General features: G+C 70.3%; 19 protein-coding genes and 1 tRNA gene. 7 read left to right on the top strand and 13 right to left on the bottom strand.

What is annotated here, in order from left to right; translation table 11 throughout:
* Window positions 1–11 precede the first annotated feature (11 nt).
* Entirely contained in the window at window positions 12–1,676 is a 1,665-nt protein-coding gene (locus AMK26_RS27210; protein ID WP_241838085.1) for a class I adenylate-forming enzyme family protein, read from the bottom strand.
* 226 nt (window positions 1,677–1,902) lie between these two features.
* Between AMK26_RS27210 and AMK26_RS27205 the strand changes: the two genes are divergently transcribed.
* The 4 genes from AMK26_RS27205 to AMK26_RS27190 all read left to right on the top strand — a co-directional run bounded on the left by AMK26_RS27205 (window position 1,903) and on the right by AMK26_RS27190 (window position 4,237).
* Window positions 1,903–1,975, top strand: a tRNA-Arg gene (locus AMK26_RS27205).
* Between the two features lie 374 nt (window positions 1,976–2,349).
* Window positions 2,350–2,592 (top strand): type II toxin-antitoxin system Phd/YefM family antitoxin, encoded by a 243-nt coding sequence (locus AMK26_RS27200; protein WP_073757835.1) that lies wholly within the window; start codon window positions 2,350–2,352, stop codon window positions 2,590–2,592.
* Window positions 2,589–3,035, top strand: a complete 447-nt coding sequence (locus AMK26_RS27195) for a PIN domain-containing protein (protein WP_073757406.1) — start codon at window positions 2,589–2,591, stop codon at window positions 3,033–3,035. The genes AMK26_RS27200 and AMK26_RS27195 overlap by 4 nt, the downstream gene beginning before the upstream one ends.
* Before the next feature lie 596 nt (window positions 3,036–3,631).
* Complete coding sequence (locus AMK26_RS27190; protein ID WP_073757405.1) at window positions 3,632–4,237, top strand: restriction endonuclease; 606 nt, start codon at window positions 3,632–3,634, stop codon at window positions 4,235–4,237.
* A 252-nt stretch (window positions 4,238–4,489) separates the two neighbouring features.
* Here AMK26_RS27190 and AMK26_RS27185 read toward each other — a convergent pair whose 3' ends face one another.
* From AMK26_RS27185 to AMK26_RS27150, 8 genes are all read right to left on the bottom strand, one after another.
* A complete protein-coding gene (locus AMK26_RS27185; RefSeq protein WP_158071151.1) occupies window positions 4,490–5,365 on the bottom strand; it encodes a LysR family transcriptional regulator in 876 nt (291 codons plus the stop codon).
* A 289-nt stretch (window positions 5,366–5,654) separates the two neighbouring features.
* Window positions 5,655–6,029 carry a (R)-mandelonitrile lyase gene (locus tag AMK26_RS27180; protein ID WP_073757403.1) on the bottom strand — a complete coding sequence of 125 codons (375 nt, stop codon included), beginning with the start codon at window positions 6,027–6,029 and terminating at the stop codon, window positions 5,655–5,657.
* A gap of 49 nt (window positions 6,030–6,078) precedes the next feature.
* The gene (locus AMK26_RS27175) at window positions 6,079–7,446 is read right to left on the bottom strand and encodes an MFS transporter (protein WP_073757402.1); all 1,368 of its coding nucleotides are present in this window, start codon (window positions 7,444–7,446) and stop codon (window positions 6,079–6,081) included.
* A gap of 180 nt (window positions 7,447–7,626) precedes the next feature.
* Window positions 7,627–8,028, bottom strand: a complete 402-nt coding sequence (locus tag AMK26_RS27170) for a VOC family protein (RefSeq protein ID WP_073757401.1) — start codon at window positions 8,026–8,028, stop codon at window positions 7,627–7,629.
* A gap of 26 nt (window positions 8,029–8,054) precedes the next feature.
* Window positions 8,055–8,522, bottom strand: coding sequence for a cupin domain-containing protein (locus tag AMK26_RS27165; protein ID WP_079277834.1), 468 nt, complete (start codon window positions 8,520–8,522; stop codon window positions 8,055–8,057).
* Window positions 8,485–10,353, bottom strand: coding sequence for an FAD/NAD(P)-binding protein (locus AMK26_RS27160; protein WP_073757399.1), 1,869 nt, complete (start codon window positions 10,351–10,353; stop codon window positions 8,485–8,487). The genes AMK26_RS27165 and AMK26_RS27160 overlap by 38 nt, the downstream gene beginning before the upstream one ends.
* Complete coding sequence (locus AMK26_RS27155; RefSeq protein ID WP_073757833.1) at window positions 10,350–11,192, bottom strand: N-acyl homoserine lactonase family protein; 843 nt, start codon at window positions 11,190–11,192, stop codon at window positions 10,350–10,352. Before AMK26_RS27155 ends, AMK26_RS27160 begins: the two co-directional genes overlap by 4 nt.
* A 5-nt stretch (window positions 11,193–11,197) precedes the next feature.
* Complete coding sequence (locus AMK26_RS27150; protein ID WP_073757398.1) at window positions 11,198–12,550, bottom strand: KamA family radical SAM protein; 1,353 nt, start codon at window positions 12,548–12,550, stop codon at window positions 11,198–11,200.
* 368 nt (window positions 12,551–12,918) lie between these two features.
* Between AMK26_RS27150 and AMK26_RS27145 the strand changes: the two genes are divergently transcribed.
* Together AMK26_RS27145 and AMK26_RS36800 are read left to right on the top strand one after the other, a co-directional pair.
* On the top strand, window positions 12,919–14,841 hold the full coding sequence (locus AMK26_RS27145) for an FAD/NAD(P)-binding protein (protein ID WP_073757397.1): 1,923 nt from the start codon (window positions 12,919–12,921) through the stop codon (window positions 14,839–14,841).
* Complete coding sequence (locus AMK26_RS36800; protein WP_073757396.1) at window positions 14,838–16,091, top strand: MFS transporter; 1,254 nt, start codon at window positions 14,838–14,840, stop codon at window positions 16,089–16,091. Before AMK26_RS27145 ends, AMK26_RS36800 begins: the two co-directional genes overlap by 4 nt.
* Here the strand turns inward: AMK26_RS36800 and AMK26_RS27135 are convergent.
* The 4 genes from AMK26_RS27135 to AMK26_RS27120 all read right to left on the bottom strand — a co-directional run bounded on the left by AMK26_RS27135 (window position 16,082) and on the right by AMK26_RS27120 (window position 21,826).
* The gene (locus AMK26_RS27135) at window positions 16,082–16,660 is read right to left on the bottom strand and encodes a TetR/AcrR family transcriptional regulator (protein WP_073757395.1); all 579 of its coding nucleotides are present in this window, start codon (window positions 16,658–16,660) and stop codon (window positions 16,082–16,084) included. The genes AMK26_RS36800 and AMK26_RS27135 overlap by 10 nt on opposite strands.
* A 79-nt stretch (window positions 16,661–16,739) precedes the next feature.
* Window positions 16,740–17,393, bottom strand: a complete 654-nt coding sequence (locus AMK26_RS27130) for an adhesin (protein WP_143608640.1) — start codon at window positions 17,391–17,393, stop codon at window positions 16,740–16,742.
* A 41-nt stretch (window positions 17,394–17,434) separates the two neighbouring features.
* On the bottom strand, window positions 17,435–19,132 hold the full coding sequence (locus AMK26_RS27125) for an MFS transporter (RefSeq protein WP_073757393.1): 1,698 nt from the start codon (window positions 19,130–19,132) through the stop codon (window positions 17,435–17,437).
* 384 nt (window positions 19,133–19,516) lie between these two features.
* Window positions 19,517–21,826: a D-alanyl-D-alanine carboxypeptidase gene (locus AMK26_RS27120; RefSeq protein WP_073757392.1), complete on the bottom strand. Its 2,310-nt coding sequence runs from the start codon at window positions 21,824–21,826 to the stop codon at window positions 19,517–19,519.
* Between the two features lie 179 nt (window positions 21,827–22,005).
* On the opposite strand from AMK26_RS27120, the gene AMK26_RS27115 reads away from it, so the two are divergent.
* Entirely contained in the window at window positions 22,006–22,740 is a 735-nt protein-coding gene (locus AMK26_RS27115; protein ID WP_073757391.1) for a GOLPH3/VPS74 family protein, read from the top strand.
* Window positions 22,741–22,949: the final 209 nt, after the last annotated feature.

Raw genomic sequence — 22,949 nt, 5'->3', positions numbered from 1 at the left:
AGCCGCCCCGCCTATCCCCCCGCCCGGACCCGCGCCTGAACGGCCGGCCGCAGATCCCGCTTGAGCACCTTGCCGGTCGCGTTCCTCGGCAGCGGCCCGTCCTGTACGAGGACGTGGGCGGGCACCTTGAAGGCCGCGAGGCTCCGCGCCACATGCGCCCGCAACTCCTCGGCCCCCGCCACGGCCCCCTGCCGGAGGCGTACGACGGCGGCGACCTCCTCGCCCAGTACGGGGTGGGGGACGCCGAGCACGGCCGCGTCGAGCACGTCGGGGTGGTCGTACAGCGCCGCCTCGACCTCCACGCAGTAGACGTTCTCGCCGCCCCGGATCACCATGTCCTTCAGCCGGTCGACGACACTGACCCGCCCCTCGCGCACCGTGGCGAGGTCACCGGTGCGCAGCCAGCCGTCGGACGTGAACGCGGCGGCGGTCGCCTCCGGGTCCTCCCAGTAACCGCGCACCAGGGTCTGGCCGCGCAGCCACAGTTCGCCCACCTCGCCCTCGGGCAGCGCCCGCCCGTCCGGTGCGGCGATCCGCACCTCGGTGACCGGGGTGGGCCGCCCGACGCTCCCGGGGAAGCGTCGGTAGCCCGCCCCGAAGTTGGCCAGTACGCCACCACTGGTCTCGGTCAGCCCGTACCCGTTGCGCGGCTCGACGTCCTCGGGGCAGCGGGCGACCAGACCGGGCGGTGCGGCGGCGCCACCGGTGTTGAGGTGGGCGAGCGTCCCGAGCCCCCTCTCGCCCGCCGCCTCCAGCAACTGGAGGGCGGTGGCAGGCACCCCGGCGTAGTGCGTCACGCCGTGCTCATGGATCAGCTCCAGGGCCTTCACGGCGTCCCACTTGCGCATCAGCACGAGCGTGCCGCCCGTCGCCATCACCGAATAGAACGAGGTGAACGCGGCCACGTGGAAGAACGGGAACGTCGTCAGCGACACCGGCGCCGGACCCTGACCGGGCACCTCGCCGCGCTCGAGCGCGGCGACGGCGGCGTGGAAGCGCGGGTTCATCGCGGCCCCGGCCTGGGCGAGGTGCGTGGCGACCGCGCCCTTGGGCCGCCCGGTGGTGCCGGACGTGTAGATGATGGTGGCGTCGTCCTCGGGCCGGACGTCCACCTCCGGCGGGCCGAGCGCGGGGTCGGCGGCGGGGAGGTCCTCGTACCGCTCGAACCCCTCCTCACCCTCCCCGTGGAAGACCAGCCCTGGCACATCGTGACGCCGCGCCCAGGCGCGCACCCGCTCCACCCGCTCCCCGTCCACGAGCAGGATGCCGGGCCGGCAGTCGTCGAGGGCGTACGCGAACTCGTCCTCCGTCCACCAGGCGTTGAGCGGTACGGCGACGAGACCGGCCAACTGGGCGGCCCAGAACGCGATCTGCCACTCGGGATGGTTCCGCATCGCGACCACGGCCCGGTCGCCCGGCCGCAGCCCGTACACCTCGGTGAACCGGCGGGCGAGCGCGCAGGCGGCGGCGAAGAACTCCCCGTACGTATAGGTCCGGTCCTCCGCGACGAGGAACGGCTGCTCGCCGTACGCCCAGGTGACCTCGACGAACTCCCGCAGCGTGCGCGGCCCGCCCGCATACACGAGGCGCCCGTCCCCGTCCGCCACGACGGCGAAGGGCGCCCCGGGCGCGGTGAGTACCGACGGGTGATGCGTGGACGGATCGGTGTGCGGCACGATCGCCTCTCCTAAGCGCTTGCTCAGTCCCTCCGGGCGACGCTATGCGCCCCGACCGCACCCCGTCAAGATCCGTGTATCGGCCACTCATCACCCCGGCGCCGACCGCACGCCACCCCACAACCGGCGCGGCCGCCCACCACCGAACGCTACGCCGCCCCGCCTCCCCACCCCCCGCCCACCCCCACCCGCTACACTGACGCCGGTGCCTTCCACGGCACCACACGCCTCCGTAGCTCAGGGGATAGAGCACCGCTCTCCTAAAGCGGGTGTCGCAGGTTCGAATCCTGCCGGGGGCACGACGAAGCGCCAGGTAATTGGACATAACACCCCTCCGCGGAACTCACGGAGGGGTGTTTTTGCCCCAAATGGGAACCCGGTGGGAACGGCACGATGAGTAACATCAGGTAGCTTTACGTCGATCGCGCCGTGGGGTTCGCACGGTTTCGTCATGACCTGTATGACATTTACGCCCTGGCCAGACCGCTTCGGCGATGCTGGGCGTCGGCGGAAACACCTGGGCGCACGCACCGGAGAACCCTCTGGAGAAAGCGGTGCACACCGCTTCGATCGCCATGGTGCGCACCCGCCCCGAGTCCCGCACTTCAGGCCCGTACTCCATGGGTACGAGGTGCCCACCGATGCACATCACTCGCGTAGTAACATGTACTACATGGAGACCACGGCCCGCGAGTTCAACCAGAAATCCTCCCAGATCCTCGCCGCAGCAGCCCGCGGCGAGACCGTCACCGTCACCAAGAACGGGACCCCCGTCGCACGGGTCGTCCCGATAAACGACACAGAGGTGCCCCCGTACCCGACCGACGCCATGGGCGACCTCGACCTCCCCGACCTTGGCCTGCCCGACCTCACCGACGACGAGATCGAGGACACCCTCAAGGGGATGGGCGCGTGAGCCTGGTCGCCGTCGCCGACACCAACGGCCTGTACCGCCTGCTCGACCCGAAACTCACCGGCCACCAGGAGCACAAGAAGGCCCTGGCAGCAACCAGTCACCTCATCATCTCCCCCATGGTCCTGGCCGAACTGGACTACCTGATCTCAACCCGCGCCGGAGCCCGGAAGGCCCTGATCGCGGCGCGCTTCATCGAACGTAACGTCGCGACCCGACGCTTCGAAGTGCCCTCCGTCAGCACTCACCTGAGCGCGGCGATCGCGGTCGCCGAAGGCTACGTGGACGCCGACGGCGGCAAAGGCATCGGCCTCACCGACGCCATGAACGTCGCCCTCGCCGCCGCCTACCGCACCGACGCCCTGCTCACCACCGACCACCACTTCCGCATGGTCCGGCCCCTGACCGGCCACCCGGCCTTCAGACTCCTGCCCGACGACCTGTAGAGATGGTGGACGGGGACAGATTGGGGCGCGCGAGCCACCTTCCGGACCGTGGTGGCCACTTTTGCCGTGACCTGCCGAGACCACCGAATGTGCCAGTCGCAGTTAATCCCGCGCGCACTTGTCCACAGTGGTACGAGTGGCCAGCACCTAGCGAGGAGCGCCTCGACCGGCGCGGTACTGGAGCCTGGCCATGCACCGGCACAGGGGGCGTAAACGTGGTGTACATCGGGAGGCTGCCTCACCACCGCCATCTCCAGCACGGGCCCAAGAGTCCTGCAACCAAGATCCTTCCTGTCCAAGCAAGGCCACGGAGGTTGCCTCGTCCGGCGGGACCCGCCCCGGTGAAGCCGGCCGATCCGCGGCGCCGGACTACCTCGGCGTCCTACCTCGGCGTCCCGGATATGGCTGAGCCGAATCGGCCATGGCTGAGTCGCGCTCTTCCGGGCTCGTCCTGCGTTGTCGACTCTCGGTTCGGGGCAGTGCCGGGGGGAGGCCGAATTGGCTGTTCGACGTGGACGCATTCCGGCTGGTCGTCGTCGGCGGAGGGCGCGGGCGAAGCCGCTCGTGCTCGCCGGTGGTGGGTTGCTGATCGTGCGGTGACCTTCTGGTCGGCGGTATGGCCGTACGTCGTAGGGGGCGTGCTCCTCGGCGGCACAGGAGCGGTGGGTTGGTGGCTGTGGCGTACCGACCGGAGTGTGCGTGCTCGGGACTGCCGCTGGCGGCAGGACGAGGCGGTGAAGGCCGGTCGGCGAACCCTGGCTGAGGTGGATGCGATGACGGGCACCGAGTTCGAGGAGCTGGTTGCCGGCTTGTGCCGCCGGGACGGGTGCACCGAGGTTCGGCGGGTGGGCGGTTCGCACGACAACGGTGCCGATGTCGTCGGTCGTCTGCCGGATGGCCGGACGATGGTGGTCCAATGCAAGCGGTACGCGCCCAGCAGCACCATCGCCAGCCGCGAGCTACGTGACTTGCTGGGCGCCAAAGTGCACTTCCGGGCCGACGTGGCGGTGTTCGTGACGACCACCAGGTTCAGCCGTCCCTCCGAGAGGTTCGCGGTGGAGCACGGCATTCTCGCCGTGCATCGCGATCACCTCGGTCTGTGGAACAACGGAGCGTCCCTTCTGGCGCTGAGCCGTGTGAACGGGCACGGTCAAGGGGACTCCCGTCACCGGGCGCGCTGGAACCAGGCCTACGGGAAGTGACCTGCTCCGAAGGGCCGCCGCTGGGTCAGTCGGTGCTGGTTTCGTAGAGCCTCCACGCCGGGTAGCGCATGGCCTGACCACCTGCTTCGGGGCCGTCCAGGAGTTGGCAGCGATGCAGCATGAGACGCAGGTGGCGTGCCTCGTCGACGACGTCGTCCGGCCCAGGGTCGAGCAAGACCGCGCGTGGACCGGCAGCGTCCGCGTGCTCCGGCCTGCGGTCTCGGCGCAGCCGCCTGACCGCGCCGACAGGTCCTAGTCGATCCCCGCCTTCATCTCCGTGAACCCGGCGACAGCGGCCTGTGCCATGGCGACAAACCGCGGTATCAGGGGGTGCCCACCGTGCGCGGGATAGACCAGATTGAGGGGGACGGAGGGACCGTCCGGAATAGCGAGAAAGGATACGAAGGAGTGGATGTGCTGTCGCCCGACGAATTCGGGAACGACCCCCATACCCTTGTTGGCGGCCACAGCTTCAAGCCATTCGTCGAAATTGTTGCACACCACGGAGACACCGGGCCGGTGTTCCGTCGGCCAGTCAGCCAGGTCGGTCGTGCCACTCACTTCGTTCAGAACAAGTTGTTGATCGGCGATTTCCCCCCAACTAATCTCGTCCCGTCCGGCGAGTTCGGAACGCGTCGAGACGGCTGCGACCCTGCGCTCGTGCAACAGCGTGACGACTTCCATGCCCGGCGCCTTCAACCGGCCCCGCAAAATGGCGACGTCGGCATCGCCACGGTCCACTCCCGCAAGCTTCGCGTCATGCCGGTGCACCTGCACGGAGGCGCCGGTTTCCGCCTCGAAGTCCCCGATGACCTCCTGCGGCCACCCCGTGGGAAAGCCCCATGCGAAGCCGACGCGGAACGTGTCGTCGTCCGATTCGGGACGCAGTGCCGCCTCCAACTGCGGCAAGAGAACGTGAAGTCGGTCGTAAAGACTCTCACCAGCCGGCGTGAGGGTCACATGCCGGGTGGTCCGCTCCAGCAATCGCCGGCCGAGCAGTTCCTCCAGACGGCGGATGTTGCGACTGAGTGTCGGCTGGGACACGTTCATGCGCTTCGCGGCCCGGGTGAAGTGCTTCTCGTCCGCCAGGGCCAGGAATCCGCGCAGGTGATGCAGCTCGATGCTCATGGAGAGCAGCATATGAAGTGCCGCGAAAGCTCCCTCAGCGCCGCGGTACGCCCCTCGAAGCCGCGATGGCAAGGCACCTGCCCTCTCTCCGCAGGATTCTGAGGCGTACCCACCGTGCTGTTCATGACCGTGGCCGAGTCGAAGGCTGCCCTTGTTCCCCAGCTTCATCAAAGTTTATGAAAATTTAGTGTCGTGCAGCGCACATGAGGCCACCGGTTGCTGGTCCGACGCCGCCGCGCTGAACTGCGCGAGCACCGCGCCGGACCAGCCTCCTCTTCATCGCGGTGCCTCAGCCCCGGTACTCCTCGTCCGTCACATGTTCCTGCCAGACGGTTTGACCGTCCGTCACAGCGATGTGGGTCATGAACGTGCCCGGCGCCGCGCCGTGCCAGTGTTCCTCGCCCGGGTGGCAGATCACCGTGTCACCAGCCCTGATCTCCTGGCGCTCCCCGCCCCGGGACTGCACGAACCCGACGCCTTCCGTCACATGCAGCACCTGACCCGCGGGGTGACGGTGCCAAGCGCTGCGCGAGCCGGGCGTGAACAGTACGTTGCGGACCTCGGCGTTGGCGGTGGCGCCGATGCGTGGCCACAGCCAGACATCCCCGGAGAAGCGCTCGTCGGGACCCTTGGTCGCATCGCCGGGGTGACGGTTGACGTCCATGGCATGTACTCCTTCATAGGTGAGAGGACAGAGGGGTGTGCAGGCCGGTTCAGCGCGTGGCGGCGGCCCGGCCCGTCCCGGCCTTCGAGGCGAGCGCGATCAGAGCGGAGGCGGCGATCGACAGCGCCGCCAGGACGGCGTTGGTGGTGGTGAACGCGTCCTCCGGTACCCCGCCGCGTTCGGCCAGGTCCAGGTACACGGTGCCGAAGACGGCCACGCCCAGGGTTCCACCGACCTGCAGCGTCGTGTTGAACAGACCACTGACATCGGGGGCGAAGCGAGCCTCGACCGATTCGGTCAGGTGGGTCAGCGTGCCGCTGAACGCCGCGCCGTAGCCGATACCGCCGATGCCGAGCAGGACCGTCAGCCAGGCAGTGCTCTGCGCTCCGGCCGCCACCCCGGCGAAGGCAACCGCCATCAGCAGGCCTCCCGCCGGTGCGGCGAGCCGCCTGACGCGCCCCGGCAGTCGGCCGAGGACGGGGCCGACCAGGGCGAAAGTCGCCACCCAGGCGATGGGTATCACGCCGGAGTAGGCCGCGCTCCGTCCGAGCCCCTGCTGCAGGTAGAGGGCCAGGACGAACAGAAGCGCGAAGTAGCCGGCGCGGGTGGCGGCCTGGGACAGCAGCGCGAGGACCACATGCCGGCGGGCGAGCAGCGCGACGTTCATCAACGGGCTGCCCCCGCGGCGCGCGATACCCTGCTCGGCCCGGACAAAGAGGACGAACGCCGGTACGGAGCCGACCAGGCACAGCCACGTCCACAGCGGCCAGCCCGCGTCGCGTCCGAGCACCAGGGGTGTCACCAGCAGGAACAGGCTGAGCGACAGAAGTCCGACGCCGCGCATGTCGAGCTTCTTGTCCGGTTCGGCCTCGTCGCCGGGCAGGAAGACGAACGAGGTGATCAGCAGGACGATGCCGATCGGCACATTGATCAGGAAGATGGGCCGCCAACCGGTACCCAGGATGTCCGCCTGCACCAGGACGCCTCCCAGCGCCTGGCCGATGACGGAGCTGACCCCGAGGACGCCGGTGTACGCGCCCAGCGCCCTTCGTCGGGCGGCGCCGTCGAAGTGCACCTGGATGCTCGTCAGGACCTGGGAGACCATCAGGGCCGCTCCGATGCCCTGCACGACACGCGCCCCCACCAGAGTGGCACTGTCGGGCGCGAGCCCGCAGACGAGCGAGGACAGCGTGAAGACGGCGAGCCCCCACAGGTAGGCCCACCGCCGACCGCGGATCTCACCGAGCCGGGCACTGGTGATGAGCAGCATGGCGTACGCGAGGGTGTATCCCGAGACGATGAGTTCCAGTTCGGCGCCGGACGCGTGCAGGTGATCGCGGATCGAAGGAATCGCCACGTTGACGACCGCGATATCCACGTTGCCGAGGAACATCCCGCCCAGGAGCGAGGCCAGCATCAGGCCTTGCCCCGTTCCCCGCCGCTTTGACGGCCCTTGACGCGTCCCGACCTGCGTCGACGTGGGTGCAACTGACGTGTTCAAGGAATCCACCCTTGGAGTGTAACTACTAGTATGTACAGCCGCAATCCACTGTGCGGGGGCCGCCGGTTGCCGCACGGCCGCCGCACAGTTGAGGTGCTAGACCGCGTCCCGCTGCACCAGCTGGAACTGGATTCCGTCGGACGTCTCCGGGCGGGTCCAGGCATTGAGGTTCGGACCGACCGGGACGGGTTCGGTCGTGGTGAAGTCGACACCGAGGCCCTGGACCGCCTTGATGATCCGGGGCACGTCGTCGACCTCGACACCGATGTGCTCGATGCGGGCCTGGTTGCCCTCACCGAGCCGGCGCCGGCGGGACTCCTGGTTCGTGGGCTCGATGAGCTCGATCCGGCCGTCCCCGCACTGGTAGAACGCGATCTTCACATTCCGCTCGGGCACCTCCTGCGCCCGCTCCAGCCTCATACCGAGGCTTTCGAGGAACGCCCTCGCCTCATCGATGTCGTCAACCACCACGCCGATGTGGTCGATGCGCTTGAACATGTACGCCTCCTGATGTCGCCCAGTGGTTACGCGTGCTCTTCGGAGAAGTTGTTGTGGATTGCCGCCAGCTGAGGCAGGTTCGACATGTTGAGCAGCAGCAGGTCTCCATCGGCTTCGTGGTTCTCGAAGTGATGCGCGGACCAGGCCGGTATAAGGAGGATGTCGCCGCCGCTCAACTCGGTGGACTCCCCCGTTTCGTCGAATACCACGGTGCCGGCGCCGGACCGCACGAAATAGAGGTGCCACCACGAATGCGCGTGTGGGGTGGTGCGGCCGCCGGGGCGGACGACCTGGAAGGTCATGGACGTCCCGGGAACGATTTCGTGGCGGCCCTCCGGCGAGGCCAGGGTGAGCGTGCCGTATTCCGTGTGTTCGGCCGCTTCGAGTTCCTTGGCCAGGTTCTCCCACTGCCACACCACCGGGGACGGCTTGCCCCGCACATGGCGTTCGCGGAGTTCAAGGTACGGAAACTGACTTCCGGTCTGCACCGGCATGTTCGTCCTCCCGGATGAGATCGTCTCGCTGTTGGATGCACGCGAACATGTCACGCACGGAGGTGTCGGCGTCGGCGGCGAACTGGGAGTTCAGTCCATGCCGGGGCAGCGCATGGGTGTAGAACCGCGGTCCCTCGACGAGATAGCCCACCGCCCAGGCGCCGGTGAGCGGCTCACCGGCCACCGTGATGGGCCGGCCCTGCTCGTCGATGTCGATGCCGCCCGGCTGGAAAGGGCCGTTCGCGTAAGGGCGCACGAGGCCGCGGGCCAGGAGGTTACGGATCAGTGGTGACCTGTCGCGCTCCGGGTGGAAGGCGTCGAGTCGTGCGATGACGAGGGCGTCGGCATGGCGGAATTCCGTACCACCGGTGTACTCGGTCCGGATCGTGAACCGCGCCGCCTCCCGGTCGAGGACCACCTTGCTCCCGGGGCCACCGGCCAGGTCCACGATCCCCGCCCGCATCAGCGCCAGGAGCTGGTGGTTGCGGTGCCGGGGCGGGCCGAACGAGACCCGGTTCATGACCGGTACGTACGTCGAGTGGAACGTCCGGTGGGACTCCGGGGTGAGCCCCGAGAACTCGACGGCTTCCCGCAGGCTCGCCCGGGTGTCGCGGATGACATCGGTGGCGGCCTTCACGGGACTTGTCCGGTTGCCGCGCTCCGCCTGCGCCAAGTCACCGACGACGTGGTCGACGAAGAACTCCTTGAACGCCTCCTGGCTCGCGAAGCTCCGCCCGCGCAGCGGGTCGATGATGTCCTCGACGGCGCGCCGGTCGTCCGGGGTGAACTCGTACTCCTCGGGCGGGATGGAGCGCTGTTCCTGGGCGGCGCGATAGGCGTACCCCATCTCCTTCAGCAGGAGCGGCAGGACGTCCGCTCCGAAGTCGAGCCGGGGGTCGTCACCGCGCTGAACCGCCCGCTCCCGAAGCTGTCGTATCGCTTCCTTGGTGAAGAACCGCGGCCGGTGTTGTCCGGTGAGGCCCTTTTGATTCAGCCCGCGCGCGCTGAACGGCAGGCACTGGCGTGAGAACAGCTGGATCCTGGGCTCCCGCCCGGAGGGGCGGTACTCCATGTCCCACCCCGAGCCGTGGAACGCACCGCCACGACCGACCGTGAGTTCGGAGATGACGTCGTGTGCGGTCAGGCCGAAACCCTGCACCGCGACGGTCGAGCCGGGGGCGATCTCCTGCATCCGGTCCACCGGGTAGGGGTTCGGGCAGTAGACGAGCCAGGGGTTCCGGTCGGCGTTCCCCTGGGCGAACTCCTCGTAGGCCCGGTCCTCCGCGGTGGGGATGCGTTCGCAGTGACCGGTCGCCAGGAAGACGTACTCGCTGGAGACCACGTAGCCCTTCTCCAGATGGACGGCGAAGCGTCCGTCACCGAGCACCGCGATGTCCACCGCCCGGTCACGGTGGTGCACGACACGGACGTGTGGCGGCAAGGAGCCCACCGTCCTGTCGAAGACCCAGCTGAGGTAGCTGCCGAGCATCTGCCGGGGCAGATAGGCGTGTTCGCCCAGCGGATCACCGGCCGCACCGCCCGTCGGGAGGAACACACCGCCGAAGTCCCGGTAGCCGGTTGTCGCCGCCCACTCGGTGAACGAGGGCCCGGGGCCGTCGGTGAACATGGTCACCTGGCTGGCGACGGTGTTGGTCAGCAGATGGGCCGGCTGGCGTACGGGGTGGGAACCCTGGCCGCCGTCGCCCGGGTCGATGAGGTGTACGTCCAGCGTGCGGCCCGCGGGCAGTCGATGAGCGAGCTGCGATATCCGCTGCAGAATGCTCAGGCCGCGGGGACCGACACCCACCACGGACACCTGGACGGCCGTCATCGCGTGACCCCGCTCGCCGCCGCGGTGACGGCGATGCCGTCGAGAACGGGCTCGTGGAGACAGACCCAGTCGGGTGCTCCGGCGAGTCGGGGGAAACGCTGCGCCACCTGGGGATCGTGTCCGGGAATGATGTGGTCGTCGCCGTCCGCCAGGGCCTCGATCCGGTCGTAGCCCTCCAGCATCGGCGTGAGGTGGTCGAGGATGGGGAACGGGCTGCGCAGGCGGATGTTGGCCCACAGATGGGTGGCGTCACTCGCCAGCACGACCCAGCCCCGGGCGGTGGGGACCCGGACCACCTGGGTGCCCGGCGTGTGACCCGGTACCGGATGCACCGTGACGCCAGGGATGATGTCGGCCTGGCCCCGGTGGAGGACGAGCTGGTCCTCGAACAGTCCTTGCACGGCGCTCTGTACGTTGGCGGTTTCGAACGGCTTGCGCACGACGTGGTGCCGCATCGCGGGCCCGGTGCAGAACCGGAGCTCCTCCTCCTGCAGATGGATGCGCGCGTGGGGGAACCGGTCCAGGTTCCCGGCGTGGTCGTAGTGCATATGGGTGATCACCACGTCTGAGACGTCCTGCGCGCGCATGCCCAGGTCGGCCAGCGCTTCCACGGGGTCGCGGAAGAGGGTGCGTTTGCGGCGTCGTGCCATCTCTTCGGGGAACCCGGTGTCCACCAGCAGGAAATGCCGGTCGTTGCGGATCACCCACAGGTAGAAGTCCATGGGCATGCCGCTGCCCGGGGTGAACTGGCCCTCGTCGAGCAGGAAGTTGTCCCGTGCGGGCCGGTCGGCATGCGTGCCGAAGCGCAGTGCGAGGACTTCGTACGTGCTCTCGGGCATGCCGGTCACGCCCCCACCAGATCGAGCGACCGTCCCGGAACGGGGCCCTCGAATGCCGCCGGCTCGTCCTCGAAGAAGAACTTCTCCTCCCCGAAGGCCGGGACGAGCTGGTCGAACCAGGTGGCCGTGGGGTCGAACCTGGCGTAGAAGGGCCGGCGCACGATCCCGCCCCGGCGTGCCTGCAGGAACTGCAGGGCGAACACCTTCTCCCCGCGGATCGTCGGTACGCCGTCGACGAGGACCTTGCCCGGGAACGCGCTCATCGACGGGCCCCGCACGGTACGGGACAGGCCGGACACGGCGCCGTAGGCCGTACGGAAGATGTCGTACGCCTCGGCCAGCGGCAGCTCGAAGTAGGCGCGGGCCCCGGTGTCACGCTCGACGAACATGTAGTACGGGATGGCGCCCAGCTTCACGCCCTCGGTCCACAGCTCCCGCCACGCGTCCGGGTCGTCGTTGATGTGCCGCAGGACGGGGGACTGCATACGGACGACGGCACCGGTCGCCGTGATGCGCCGCAGCGCGTCCTGTGCGATGGCGGGACGCAGTTCGGCCGGGTGGTTGTAGTGGCCCATCAGCGCGAGGTGCTTACCGGCGCCCACCACGCGTTCGAACAGGCGCAGCAGGTCGTCGGCGTCCACGTCGCTGACGAAGCGCTGCGGCCAGTAGCCCACGGCCTTGGTGCCGATCCTGATGTTCTGGATGTGGTCCAGCTCGGCCGACAGCAGGGGTTCGAGGTACCGCTCCAGCGTGGCCGTCCGCATGATCAGGGGGTCACCGCCGGTGATGAGCACGTCGGTGACCTCGGGGTGCTGCTTGAGGTAGGCGACCAGCCCGGCGGCATCGCGTGCCGCGAAGTGCAGGTCGTCCTCTCCCACGAACTGGGGCCACCGGAAGCAGAACGTGCAGTAGGCGTGGCAGGTCTGGCCGGCGCTGGGGAAGAAGAGGACCGTCTCCGCGTACTTGTGCTGGATACCGGGGACGACCTCGCCGTCCAGTTCGGGCACGTTGTGCGTCAGCTGGCCGGCCGGGTGCGGGTTCATGCGCGACCGGACCACGTGGATCTGCTTGGCCAGCTGCTGCTTGTCGCCCGACCGCAGAAGGTCTCGCAGGACGGTGTAGTCGTCGGGATCCAGCATCGTCCGGTGCGGGAAGTTCAGCCGGAAGATCGGGTCGTCGGGTATGCGGTCCCAGTCGATGAGTTCATCGAGTACGTATTGGTTGGTCCTGAACGGAAGGACGTGCGACACCACGTCGACCGCCTCGCGGAGTTCCGGCGGAATGTTTTCCCATTGTGGTGCCCGCTGGATGGACGAGCGGTTGTAGGGCTTGTACTTGGCAGGGGTGGAGACAGCCATGCGAGTTCCCCGTCCGAACGGCGGAAAGGTGTATGGAAGGTGACGGCGGGATGGCGGCAATCGGATGCCGACCGGTGACGGTGCGGTCCGGCGGTGCGGACGCAAGCTCCCGCGCCTGAACAGCTCCTTGACGTCCGCACAGCCGGCACGACACCGGCGTCACGATGCGCCGGCTCGCCGTCCAGAAAGCTAGTCAGGGATGGCGATCGGTGAGAAATAGATGACTTCACCGACTCATTCGGAACCCGCATGAATGGCTTTCATCGACCGTACGCATAAATCATGTGTGCACTACATCAATGCGCTTCTGTGGCTCCTAGGATTGGCGCTGATTCAGAAAGTGGCGGACGGAACCGGGGGAGCTCTCGTTGGACGGTCGGCTGAGTGTCGGCATAGTCGGGGTGGGACCGCGCGGACTCATCGTGCTGGAACGGCTGTGCGCCAACGCGGCGTCACAGCCGACTGCCGGGCCGGTGACCGTGCACGCCATCGACCCGGCTCCTGCCGGGGCGGGCCGGGTGTGGCGGACCGATCAGTCGCCGCACCTGCTGATGAACACGGTCGCTGAGCAGATCACGGTGTTCACCGACGCCGGCGTTTCGTGCGCCGGCCCGGTGGTACCGGGTCCGGACCTGTACCAGTGGGTGACCCTGCTCACCGTCATGGGCGCAGTCGGTCAGTACCCGGCCGACGTCCTGCGGCAGGCGTCCGGCCTGGGGCCCAACTCCTATCCGACGCGCGCCCTGTACGGGCACTACCTGACGTGGGCCTTCCAGCGGATCGTGGAGACCGCGCCGGAGCACGTGACCGTACGCGTCCACCGGGACACCGCGCTCGAACTGACCGAACGCGGCGGGCAGCAGGTTCTCCGACTCGCCGGCGGCGACCGTCTCCTGCTCGACGCCGTGGTCCTCACCCAGGGCCACCTCCCGGCGGTGCACCCGCCGGCCTCGACACGGAAAGATGGAGCCCGCCACATCCCGCCGGGCAACCCGGCCGACGTGGACCTCGACCCGATCGCCCCTCGGGAGCCGGTCGCTCTGCGAGGACTGGGGCTGGCGTTCTTCGACTACCTGGCCCTCTTCACCGAGGCGCGCGGCGGAACGTTCCAGGAGCGACCTGACGGGCGCCTCGACTACCGGGCCTCGGGCCGGGAGCCGCGGCTGTACGCGGGCTCCCGGCGCGGCGTCCCGTACCAGGCGCGCGGCGACAACCAGAAGGGCATGGGCGAACGCCACCAACCGGTGCTGCTGACCCCCAGCACGATCGCCGCCCTGCGGGGACGCGCCGCGTCACACGGCGACGTCACCTTCAAACGGGACGTCTGGCCACTGATCGCCCGCGAGGTCGAGACCGCCTACTACCGGGCACTGCTGCGGCGACGTGGCACGCCGCCGGAGGACGTCGTGGCCTTCGTCCGCGCCTACTCGCGCACCCCGGCAGGCGGCCCCGCGGAGCAACGACTGCTGCGGCGCCACGGTGTCGGCGGGCCGGACCGCTGGGACTGGCAGGCCGTCGGGACTCCCTACGACGAGCAAGCTCTCCGTGGCCGGAGGGAGTTCAAGGACTGGCTCGTGACACACCTGGAGCGGGACGCGGCGACCGCCCGCGGAGGCAATGTCGACGACCCCGTGAAATCCGCCCTCGACGTGCTGCGCGACCTGCGCAACGAGATCCGCCGGATCGTCGATCACTCAGGCATCACCGGTCGCTCCTACCGCGACGAACTGACCGAGTGGTACTCACCCTTCAACGCCAGTGTCTCCATCGGCCCACCCAGGCGCCGCATCGCGGAGATGGCCGCGCTGATCCGCGCCGGCGTCCTGGAACCGGTGGGACCGGGCATGCGCGTGACCCCGCGGCCGGATTCCGGCGGCTTCCTCGTCACCTCCGCGCTGGTGCCGGCTCCCCCGGTCACCGTGACCACCCTCATCGAGGCCCGTATCCAGTCCTCGGACATCCGCACCACCGCCGACCCGTTGCTGCGCCGGCTCCTCGACACCGGCCAGGCGGCCGCCTATCGCATCCCCGACCCCGACGGCGGCCACCACCAGACCGGAGGCCTCGCCGTGACCGAGCGGCCAAGTCGCCTGCTGGACGCGGACGGCAGAGCCCATCCCCGGAGGTTCGCGCTCGGCATCCCCACGGAAGGTGTGCACTGGGCAACGGCCGCGGGCGTACGGCCGGGCGTCGACTCCGTGACGCTCGGCGACGCCGATGCCGTCGCCCGCGCGGTGCTCGCACTCGGTGCCGTCCGGCCGATCGGCAAGGTGGAGGCGCACGCCTCGTGAGCGCCCTCGTACCGCGCCACCGGAACCGGCAGGACCACACCGCGGGCAGTGCCGGCCTGCCGACCGCGGCGGGTGTCGCCGCGGTCACCGTCCTCACCTCACTGCCGGTGTTCCTGCCCGGGGCCGCGAACGGCCTGATCTGCGCCGAGTTCGGCTGGAGCCCGGTACGGACGGGAGCCATCCTGGCCGTGTACTGGCTGGCATCCCTGGCAGGCGCGTTCCTCAGCAAGCGGGCCGCCCTCCCCCGGGCGCTCGAACGCACCCTGGCCGTCGCACTGGCCGGTACGTGCCTGGGTCTGCTCGCGGCGGCGGCCGCGCCGGCCGTGGGCCTGTGGGTCAACTCGGTGGTCGGAGGCGCGGCCTACGGCTACACCCAGCCGCACACCAACGCCCTGCTCATGCGGCGGTGCGCGCCTCGGCTGCGCGCCTTCGCCTTCGGCCTCAAGCAGGCCGCCGTACCGGCCGCCACTCTGCTGGCCGGCGGGGCGATGCCGCTGCTGGCCGGACCGGTCGGCTGGCGCGCGGTGTTCGTCGCCGCCGCGGTGCCGTGCGGCCTGGGCGGCGTCCTGCTCGTGGGGAGAACGCCCACGGGCGGACCGTCCGCGGTCCCTGGCCAGGGCCACGGCGTGTCCCTGCGGCGGGACGCCCATCTCGTGGCTCTCAGCTGCGCCGGGTTCTTCGGTGCGATGGTGGGCAATGGCCTGGGCGGGTTCCTGGTGCTGGCGCTGACGACTCGGGGAGCCTCACTGTCGGTCGCCGGCGCGGTGGCGACCGCGGGTGCCGCGCTGAACATCGTGGTCCGCCTGGCCGCGGGCTGGCTCGTCGGTGGAATGCCCCAGGCCGCGTGGGCCGCCCTGACGGGTTTGTTCCTGGCCGGTGCGGCGGGTACCGCGCTGTTGACGCACCAGGATCTCACCGTCGTCACGGTGGGAACCCTTCTCGCTTACGGCGGCGGCTGGGGCTGGGCCGGCCTGCTGCACTACGTCATCGCACTGCCCTACAGCGGCCGGGAGCAACGGGCCACCGCGTACAGCCAGATGGGAGTCTCCCTGGGAGCCGCGGCCGGGCCCATGGCGTGCGGCCTGCTGTTCACCGCCGTGCGCCCCGCCGCCGCCTGGTGGGCGCTCACCGCGGCCGGCGGCGCCGCCGCCGCATGCGTCCTGTTCGCCCGGTCACGCATCCCGCCCCACCCGGACGGCGCGGCCGCCCATGGGCCGGTGCCGCCGAGGGCCACGGCCGGTCAGCCCTGACCAGAGCCGGCCGCGAGACCCGTCACCACCTGCCGCGCGCCGTCGACCGCCCGGCAGAACGCCGCGGGGTCCTGCTGGGCGCGGGCCAGGACGTAGCCGCCCTGCACTGCCGCCATGATCAGTGATGCCATCCGGTCCGGGTCGGTGCCGGGCCGGAACTCACCGGCCCGGACCCCCTCCGCGATCACGGCGGACAGCCGCTCGCCCAGCCAGGTGAAGAAGTCCGCCATGGTCGCGCGAAGGCCGTCGTCGGCGATCACCTCGTAGTCCTGTGCCAGTCGGCCCATGCGGCAGCCCGCCAGCGGATCGCGTTCCAGATCCAGGAAGGCGTTGATACGGGCGACGGCCGGACCGTCCCCGGACAGAGCCTCCTCCGTGCGGGCGCGCAGCTGATCGCTCATGTCCGACATGGCGGCGACTGCCAGCTCCGCCTTACCGGAGAAGTGGTGGTACATGCTCCCCTGTCCGGCGTTCGCGCGCTCCAGGATCATGGCCGGGCTGGTGCCCGTGTACCCCCGCTCCCACAGCAACTCGGCAGCGGCCCGGGTCAGCGCCTGCTTCTTGCTCATGCCCTCACTGTACCTACCACTTGTTACATCATCACGTCCGTCGCCGGTTCGGCCGCCCCGGCACGACAGTCCCGGCACGTCAGTCCCGGCACGTCAGGCGCAGTTGGGCCGCCGCGTGGTGGGCGCCCGTGAGGGGGGCGGCGCCCCAGTCGCGGCCGCGGTCGGTGAGGTGGACCGTGAAGGTGCGGGATCTGACGGGGTAGGTGCCGACCTGGACCAAGGTGCCGCGGTGCACGGGCTGGCGGACGCCGAAGGCGGCGTACGTGGAGGTGGGGTCGTCCGGGTCGGCGAGGACGCGGTAGACGGCCGGGTCGCCCGCGACATCGATGTCGCGGGGCCCCTTGGGGACGAACACCGCCAGGGCGCACCGTTCGTAGTCCGTGCCCACCGGCCACGTCCACGTCGCCGTGCCCGTACCGTCCCTGTCCGGGCTGCCCGACATCGGCAGGGCGGTGAACCGGCCGTCGCAGCCGCCGCCCCGGAAGCCGCCGGACGCCACCGTGTACCAGGCGGCGTCACCGTTCTCGAAACGGCCGCCCTCCACGTAACGGCCGTCCTCGCACCCCGGGCCCGCCCACGCCGTGTACGTGGGCGGGCGCGTCGGGGCGATGAGGGACGGCAGGCTCCGCTCCGGGGCCCGGCCGTCAGGCCCCGGGTCCGGCCGGGCGTCGCAGCCCAGCAGCGACACCGAAGCGATCAGGCAGCCCACAGCCACCGTGCGAATGCTCGCCATGGCCGACCACTATGCAGCGCGACCCCCGGTAACCGTGAGGGTCAGCGCAGTTCCTCCGGGCAGGGAGTGCCGCGCGGGAAGATCTTGTACGGGGCGGCCAGCCGGTACACCCCCGCCTTCGGCGCGAGCAGCTCCGTCCACTCGTCGCCCTCCCGGTCCGCCTCCGCCTTCAGCAGGCAGCCGTTGAGGTTGAGGAACGTCTTGGGGCCGTCCTCGCGCTCCAGCGACGCCTTCGTCTCCCGCGGCGGCTCCACCTTCCTGCCCTCCTCGTCGAGGAGCGCCAGCCAGGGCGAATACGGCACGCGGATCAGCACCCGCCCCGCCGTCCGCACCCGGATCGTCACCTCGCCGGCGCCCGCCCGGTCCACCGTCGCCGGCGGGTCGGCCAGCGGGGTCGGGTCCTCCACCGCGTACAGCCGCCAGTTGGCGTCGGACCACACCGGCCGCAGGTACGGCTGGCCGTCCTTGACCAGCTCCGCCTCCTGCTCCGCGCCGGTGTCCGGCTCGCCCTTGGGCAGCACCACGTAGTGGACGGCCCAGCGGTGCAGCCAGTCGCGGTAGGTGGCGGAGTTGAGCGTGTCGTCGTAGAAGACCGGGTTGCGCTCCATGTCCGCCTGACGGTTCCAGCCGCGGGCGAGGTTGATGTACGGGGCCAGCGCCGACGCCTCCCGGTGGCTGCGCGCCGGGACCACCTCCACCCGCGCCTTCTCCGCCCCCAGCTGCTGCAACTGGTTGATCAGCGGCGCCGCCTCACGCGCCCACGACGCGTCAGGGGCGGTACGGACGATGTCGTCGCCGCTCTTGAAGCCGATCCACCCGTTCAGGACGACGAACGCCAGGAGCAGGGCGTACCACCTGCGGGTACGGCGGGCCGTGTACGGCAGGGCCGCCAGCAGCACGACACCCGCGAACAGCATCGGCAGCCGCGAGACGTTCGACCCGATCTGCGAGTCCACCAGCCAGGTGAGGAGCGTGCCGAGCGCGTACACGGCCGCGCCGGTACGGACCGTGCGCCAGTCCTCCGGTACGAGGACGAAGACCAGGACCCCGAACGCGAACGGCAGCATCGTCGACCCGAACGACATCGGCTGCGTACCGGAGAAGGGGAACAGCCAGGAGGAGAGGGCGACGACCACGACCGGCGCGAGACCGAGCGCGTACGCGCCCGGGCGCCGCTTGTTGAGGAACAACGCCGCCGCCGCGACCCCCAGGAACAGCCCCGCCACCGGGCTAGCCGCCGTCGCCAGCCCCGCGAGCGGCGCCGCGACGGCCGCCTTGGCCCACCGCTTCGTACGCCACCGGTGGGGCCAGCAGAAGACGGCGGCCACCGCGCCCAGCGCGAACATCATGCCGAGGCCGAACGTGACGCGGCCGGACAGCGCGTTGCACAGGAACGCGAACACCCCGGCGAGCGAGCACGCCAGCGGATTGCGGACCGCCCGCACCCGCACCAGGATCAGCGCGGTCAGCGCCGCCGACGCCGTACCGGCGATCATCATCGTCGTCCGCACCCCGAGCAGCGACATCAGGTACGGCGACACGACGCTGTACGACACCGGGTGCATCCCGCCGTACCAGGCGAGGTTGTACGCGGAATCCGGGTGCCGGCCCACGAACTCGGCCCACGCGTCCTGCGCGGCGAGGTCGCCGCCACTGTTCGCGAAGACGAAGAACCAGACGATGTGGGTAAGCGCGGCGAGCGCCGTCGCGACCGTGACCGGGTGACGGAGGAACGGCACGGGGGCGGCGGGACCGGTGGGTGACGCCTTCCGTACGGCAGGAGCCCTGACGTCCGCCGGGACTACGGGCGCGTCAGGGGTCCGGGGCAGTGACCCTGCCACCCCGGGCGCGGTGGCGGCCCCGGGATCCGCCGGATGCGCCGGAGCCTCGGTCGGATCCGGTGGCCTTATTCGCGCCCGCGAAGTGGGGGCGCTTTCCGCGCGGGCCGGCTCAGCGCTGGTCGGCTCAGTGGTGGTCACTGCGGCTCTCTGCTCTCTGCGTCGTCCCCCACGTCCCTGCTACGTGCTGTCTGCGAAGACGCCGTCCCGGCGCCTTCCGTTGCCCGGACGTGTCCGGACGCTAACACGCGGGCGCCCCGGAAATCCGGGGCGCCCAGGGAGGTTTCAGCCGAGACGCGTCAGCTTGTCGCCGAGGCCCGGTTCGGCCATGGCGCTCTTCAGGGCCACCGGCACCCGGACCTGGCTGGCGCCCTCGCCCACCGTCAGGACGCCGACCTGCGTGCCGGCGGGGCCCGAGTGGGGCAGCGCGCGGCCGCCGTTGCCCAGCTCCAGCTTGACCGTCAGGCCGGACCAGCCCACGACCGTCACGTCCTTGGTCGCGACCACCGGGGTCGTGCCACCGAGACCGTCGTCGACATGACCGACGACATCGCCCTTCTTGACGACGGTCCGGCTCTCCAGCAGGCCCTGCGTGGCCTTCATGGCCTCCTTGCTGGCGGCGATCGCGCTGCCCAGGATCGGCGTCTTGTACTGGGCCAGGACTGCGCCGACGATCAGCTGGTCGGTGTCGCCGACCTTCTTGTGCGCGGCGAAGAGCAGGTTGCCGCCCGCCTTGGTGGTGCTGCCGGTCTTGATGCCCAGCGCGCCGTCGTACGGGACGAGGTCGTTGTAGTTGCGCCACTTCTTGCCCGACGGGTCCGTCCACCACGGCTTGGCGGTGATCTCCAGCAGGGCGGGGATCTCGACCAGCTTCTCGCCCAGCTTCACCTGGTCCTCGGCGGAGCTGACGGTGGTGTGGTTCAGGCCGGAGGGGTCGGTGTACGTGGTGTTCGTCATCCCGAGTTCCTTGGCGGTGTCGTTCATCTTCTTGACGAACGCCTTCTCGGAACCGGCGTCCCAGCGCGCCAGCAGCCGGGCGATGTTGTTGGCGGAGGGGATCATGATGGCGGCGAGCGCGTCGTACTGCGAGATCTTGTCGCCGGCCTTCACGGTGTTCAGCGTCGACTCGTTCTGCGCGTCGTAGCCGCCCTCCGTCTCGGCCAGGGCGTCGATCTCGATCATCTCGCCCTTGAAGCCCTCCTTCAGGGGGTGCTCCTTGAGGATCACGTACGCGGTCATGGCCTTCGCGACGGAGCCGATGGGTACGGGCTTCTGCTCGCCGAAGGAGTCGACGGTGCCGAGGCCGGTCGCCGACATGTACCCCTGGCCCTCGCTCGGCCACGGCAGGGACGGCTTGCCGCCCTCGAAGGTGTACGACGGCTTGGCCGTCATCGCCAGGGTGGGCGCGGGCAGCGGCCGCACGAACTGCACGATCGCAAAGATGATCGCCAGGAGGACGACGAGCGGCGTCCAGATCTTGACGCGCCGGACCACCGTGCGGACCGGGGTCTCCGGCGGGGGCGGCGTGTTCGTCAGCTCGGCGAGCATGTCGAGCGGCGGCCGGGGCGGCAGTGGCTGCTGCTTGGTCCGCTCGGCCTCGGTGAGCGAGGCGGGCGAGCCACCGGCCTTGGCCGGCGCGGGGGCCGGGGCCTGCGGTTCGGGCTTCTTCGCGGCGGGGCGCACGTCGTCCGCGCGCAGCGGGACGAACTTGCTCGTCCGCTCGGCGGGCGACTCGGGCGACCCGGGCGACTGGGGCGTGATGGCCTTGAGCGCGGTCGTCGGCTGGTCCACCGGCTTCCGTTGTACGGCCCTGAACACGGCGGTGGGCTGGTCGACAGGCCGCTGCTCGTCCTCACGGGACACCTCGTCGTCCACCACGGCGGACGGCTCGTCGGCCTCGCGGGCCGGGGCGTCGCCCGTCGCGGCGCCCGGCTCGTCGGCGTCGGCGGACACCTGGTCGGCCTCGCGGACCGGCGCGCCGGCCTTGGCGGACGGCTCGTCGGCCGGGCGAGCCGGGTCGCCGGCCTCACGGACCGGTGCGGCGGCCTCGGCGGACGGCTTGTCGGCCTCGCGGGGCGGGGCGTCGCCCGTCGCGGCGCCCGGCTCGTCGGCGTCGGCGGACACCTGGTCGACCTCACGGACCGGCGCGCCGGCCTTGGCGGACCGCTCGTCGGCCTCGCCCGACGTGGGCGCCTCGGGGGCAGCGGACTCGCCCGGTTCGTCGTCGTCGGGGCCAGCGGTGGCCGCCGGGCCGTCCGCGTTCGTGACCCACGCCGCCACGGCGTCCCGCAGGCGGGCGTCCCCGTCCTTCGCGTCCCCGCCTGCCCGGGCGGCGTCGTCCCGGTCGGTGGCCGCCCGGGCGGCGTCCTTCGCGTCCCCGTCCTCCCGGGCGGCGTCGGCCCGGTCGGGGCCCTTCCGGGCCGCGTCCCGGGGGAGCGCCTTGAACACCGCGGTCGGCTGGTCGACCCGGACCTCTGCGTCCCCTTCAGGAGACCCGGCGTCACCGAGCACGGCAAGCCTCGGATCGCGTTCGTTCGAAGCCGTCTCCCCCGGCGACTTCTGCTGCTCCGACTTGTCGGGGGACTCGCCCGCCACCGTGCCTCCTTCATTCACCGCGTTGTCCGAACCATGTATCAGTGTCCTGTGTGAGCGCTTGGCCCCCGTGCAAGACGAGAACGACATACCTACTGGTTCCCGTACGAAGCACCCAGGCGCTCTCGACAGACCAATGTGAGAGGGGTCACCCTGTCATTCATCCACGCGGGGAGGCATGGATGGGCAGGAGCCGCAGAACACTTCCGGAGGAGCTTCTGCTGCTCGCTCTGGACCCGGCCACGGGTACCACAGCGCAGCCGCAGTCGCTCGACCTCGGCCTGGCCGGAGCACAGCTAGTGGAGCTGGCTCTGGCAGGACGGATAGCCCCTGACGGGGATCGTATCGCCGTGGTGATGCCACGGCCGACCGGAGATCCGACACTGGACTCCGCGCTCGAGCTGCTGCGCAGGCGCGGCAGTCCGGTGCGCGCCGTCCACTGGATCGGCGGGCCCCGACTGGGGCTGCGCCAGACGTATCTCTCGCATCTGGAGCGGTGCGGCATGGTGCATGCCGTCGAGGGCCAGATGTGCGGGGTGCTGCCGACGACGCGCTACCAGGCGACGGAGACGGCGATCAGCCGGGAGATCAGGGCCCGGCTGGACAGTGCGATCCGCACCGGCGTACCGCCGGACCCGCGGACCGCGGCGCTCGCCGCGCTGGCCCACGCGGTCGGTCTCGGCAAGCACCTCTATCCCGGGAACGAGGGGCGCTCATCGCGTTCGCGGCTCCGGGACCTGATCAGGCACGACCCGATGGGTGGTCTCGTGGCGCACGCCGTGATGGACGTCCAGAACGGCGTGGGCGCACAGCCACGTCGTAGCCCCGGCTCGGGAGGCGGTGGCCGCGCGGCCACGGCCGTACCGATGCAGCCGCAGTCACGCAGCGGGTCGATGGCCCGCGCCGTGGCGCACTGAGCACACTGAGCGCACGCACCACCCCCACGACCCGGCTTTCCGGGAGCCGCATGAGCGCGCGGGGCAGCCCGAGGGCCGCCCCGCGCGCTCGCGCGTGTCCGTACGTGCGTACGCACAGGCGCTCGTGTGGCCATTTTCCAGCGCGCACAGCCCATTGGTGGCAGTCTGCTGAGCAGTAGATACGTAGAGCTACGCCAGCTACCGCAGCC

The organism is Streptomyces sp. CB03234, from assembly GCF_001905885.1.
Taxonomy (GTDB): domain Bacteria; phylum Actinomycetota; class Actinomycetes; order Streptomycetales; family Streptomycetaceae; genus Streptomyces.
This window is presented reverse-complemented; position numbering and strand designations above follow the sequence as displayed.

Excerpts from the sequence above, each read along its gene's own strand:
- AMK26_RS27200 (WP_073757835.1), top strand. The coding sequence starts at position 2,350 with ATGGAGACCACGGCCCGCGAGTTCAACCAGAAATCCTCCCAGATCCTC.
- AMK26_RS27185 (WP_158071151.1), bottom strand. The coding sequence starts at position 5,365 with ATGAGCATCGAGCTGCATCACCTGCGCGGATTCCTGGCCCTGGCGGAC.
- AMK26_RS27180 (WP_073757403.1), bottom strand. The coding sequence starts at position 6,029 with ATGGACGTCAACCGTCACCCCGGCGATGCGACCAAGGGTCCCGACGAG.
- AMK26_RS27175 (WP_073757402.1), bottom strand. The coding sequence starts at position 7,446 with ATGCTGGCCTCGCTCCTGGGCGGGATGTTCCTCGGCAACGTGGATATC.
- AMK26_RS27170 (WP_073757401.1), bottom strand. The coding sequence starts at position 8,028 with ATGTTCAAGCGCATCGACCACATCGGCGTGGTGGTTGACGACATCGAT.
- AMK26_RS27165 (WP_079277834.1), bottom strand. The coding sequence starts at position 8,522 with ATGCCGGTGCAGACCGGAAGTCAGTTTCCGTACCTTGAACTCCGCGAA.
- AMK26_RS27160 (WP_073757399.1), bottom strand. The coding sequence starts at position 10,353 with ATGACGGCCGTCCAGGTGTCCGTGGTGGGTGTCGGTCCCCGCGGCCTG.
- AMK26_RS27155 (WP_073757833.1), bottom strand. The coding sequence starts at position 11,192 with ATGCCCGAGAGCACGTACGAAGTCCTCGCACTGCGCTTCGGCACGCAT.
- AMK26_RS27150 (WP_073757398.1), bottom strand. The coding sequence starts at position 12,550 with ATGGCTGTCTCCACCCCTGCCAAGTACAAGCCCTACAACCGCTCGTCC.
- AMK26_RS27135 (WP_073757395.1), bottom strand. The coding sequence starts at position 16,660 with ATGAGCAAGAAGCAGGCGCTGACCCGGGCCGCTGCCGAGTTGCTGTGG.
- AMK26_RS27130 (WP_143608640.1), bottom strand. The coding sequence starts at position 17,393 with ATGGCGAGCATTCGCACGGTGGCTGTGGGCTGCCTGATCGCTTCGGTG.
- AMK26_RS27115 (WP_073757391.1), top strand. The coding sequence starts at position 22,006 with ATGGGCAGGAGCCGCAGAACACTTCCGGAGGAGCTTCTGCTGCTCGCT.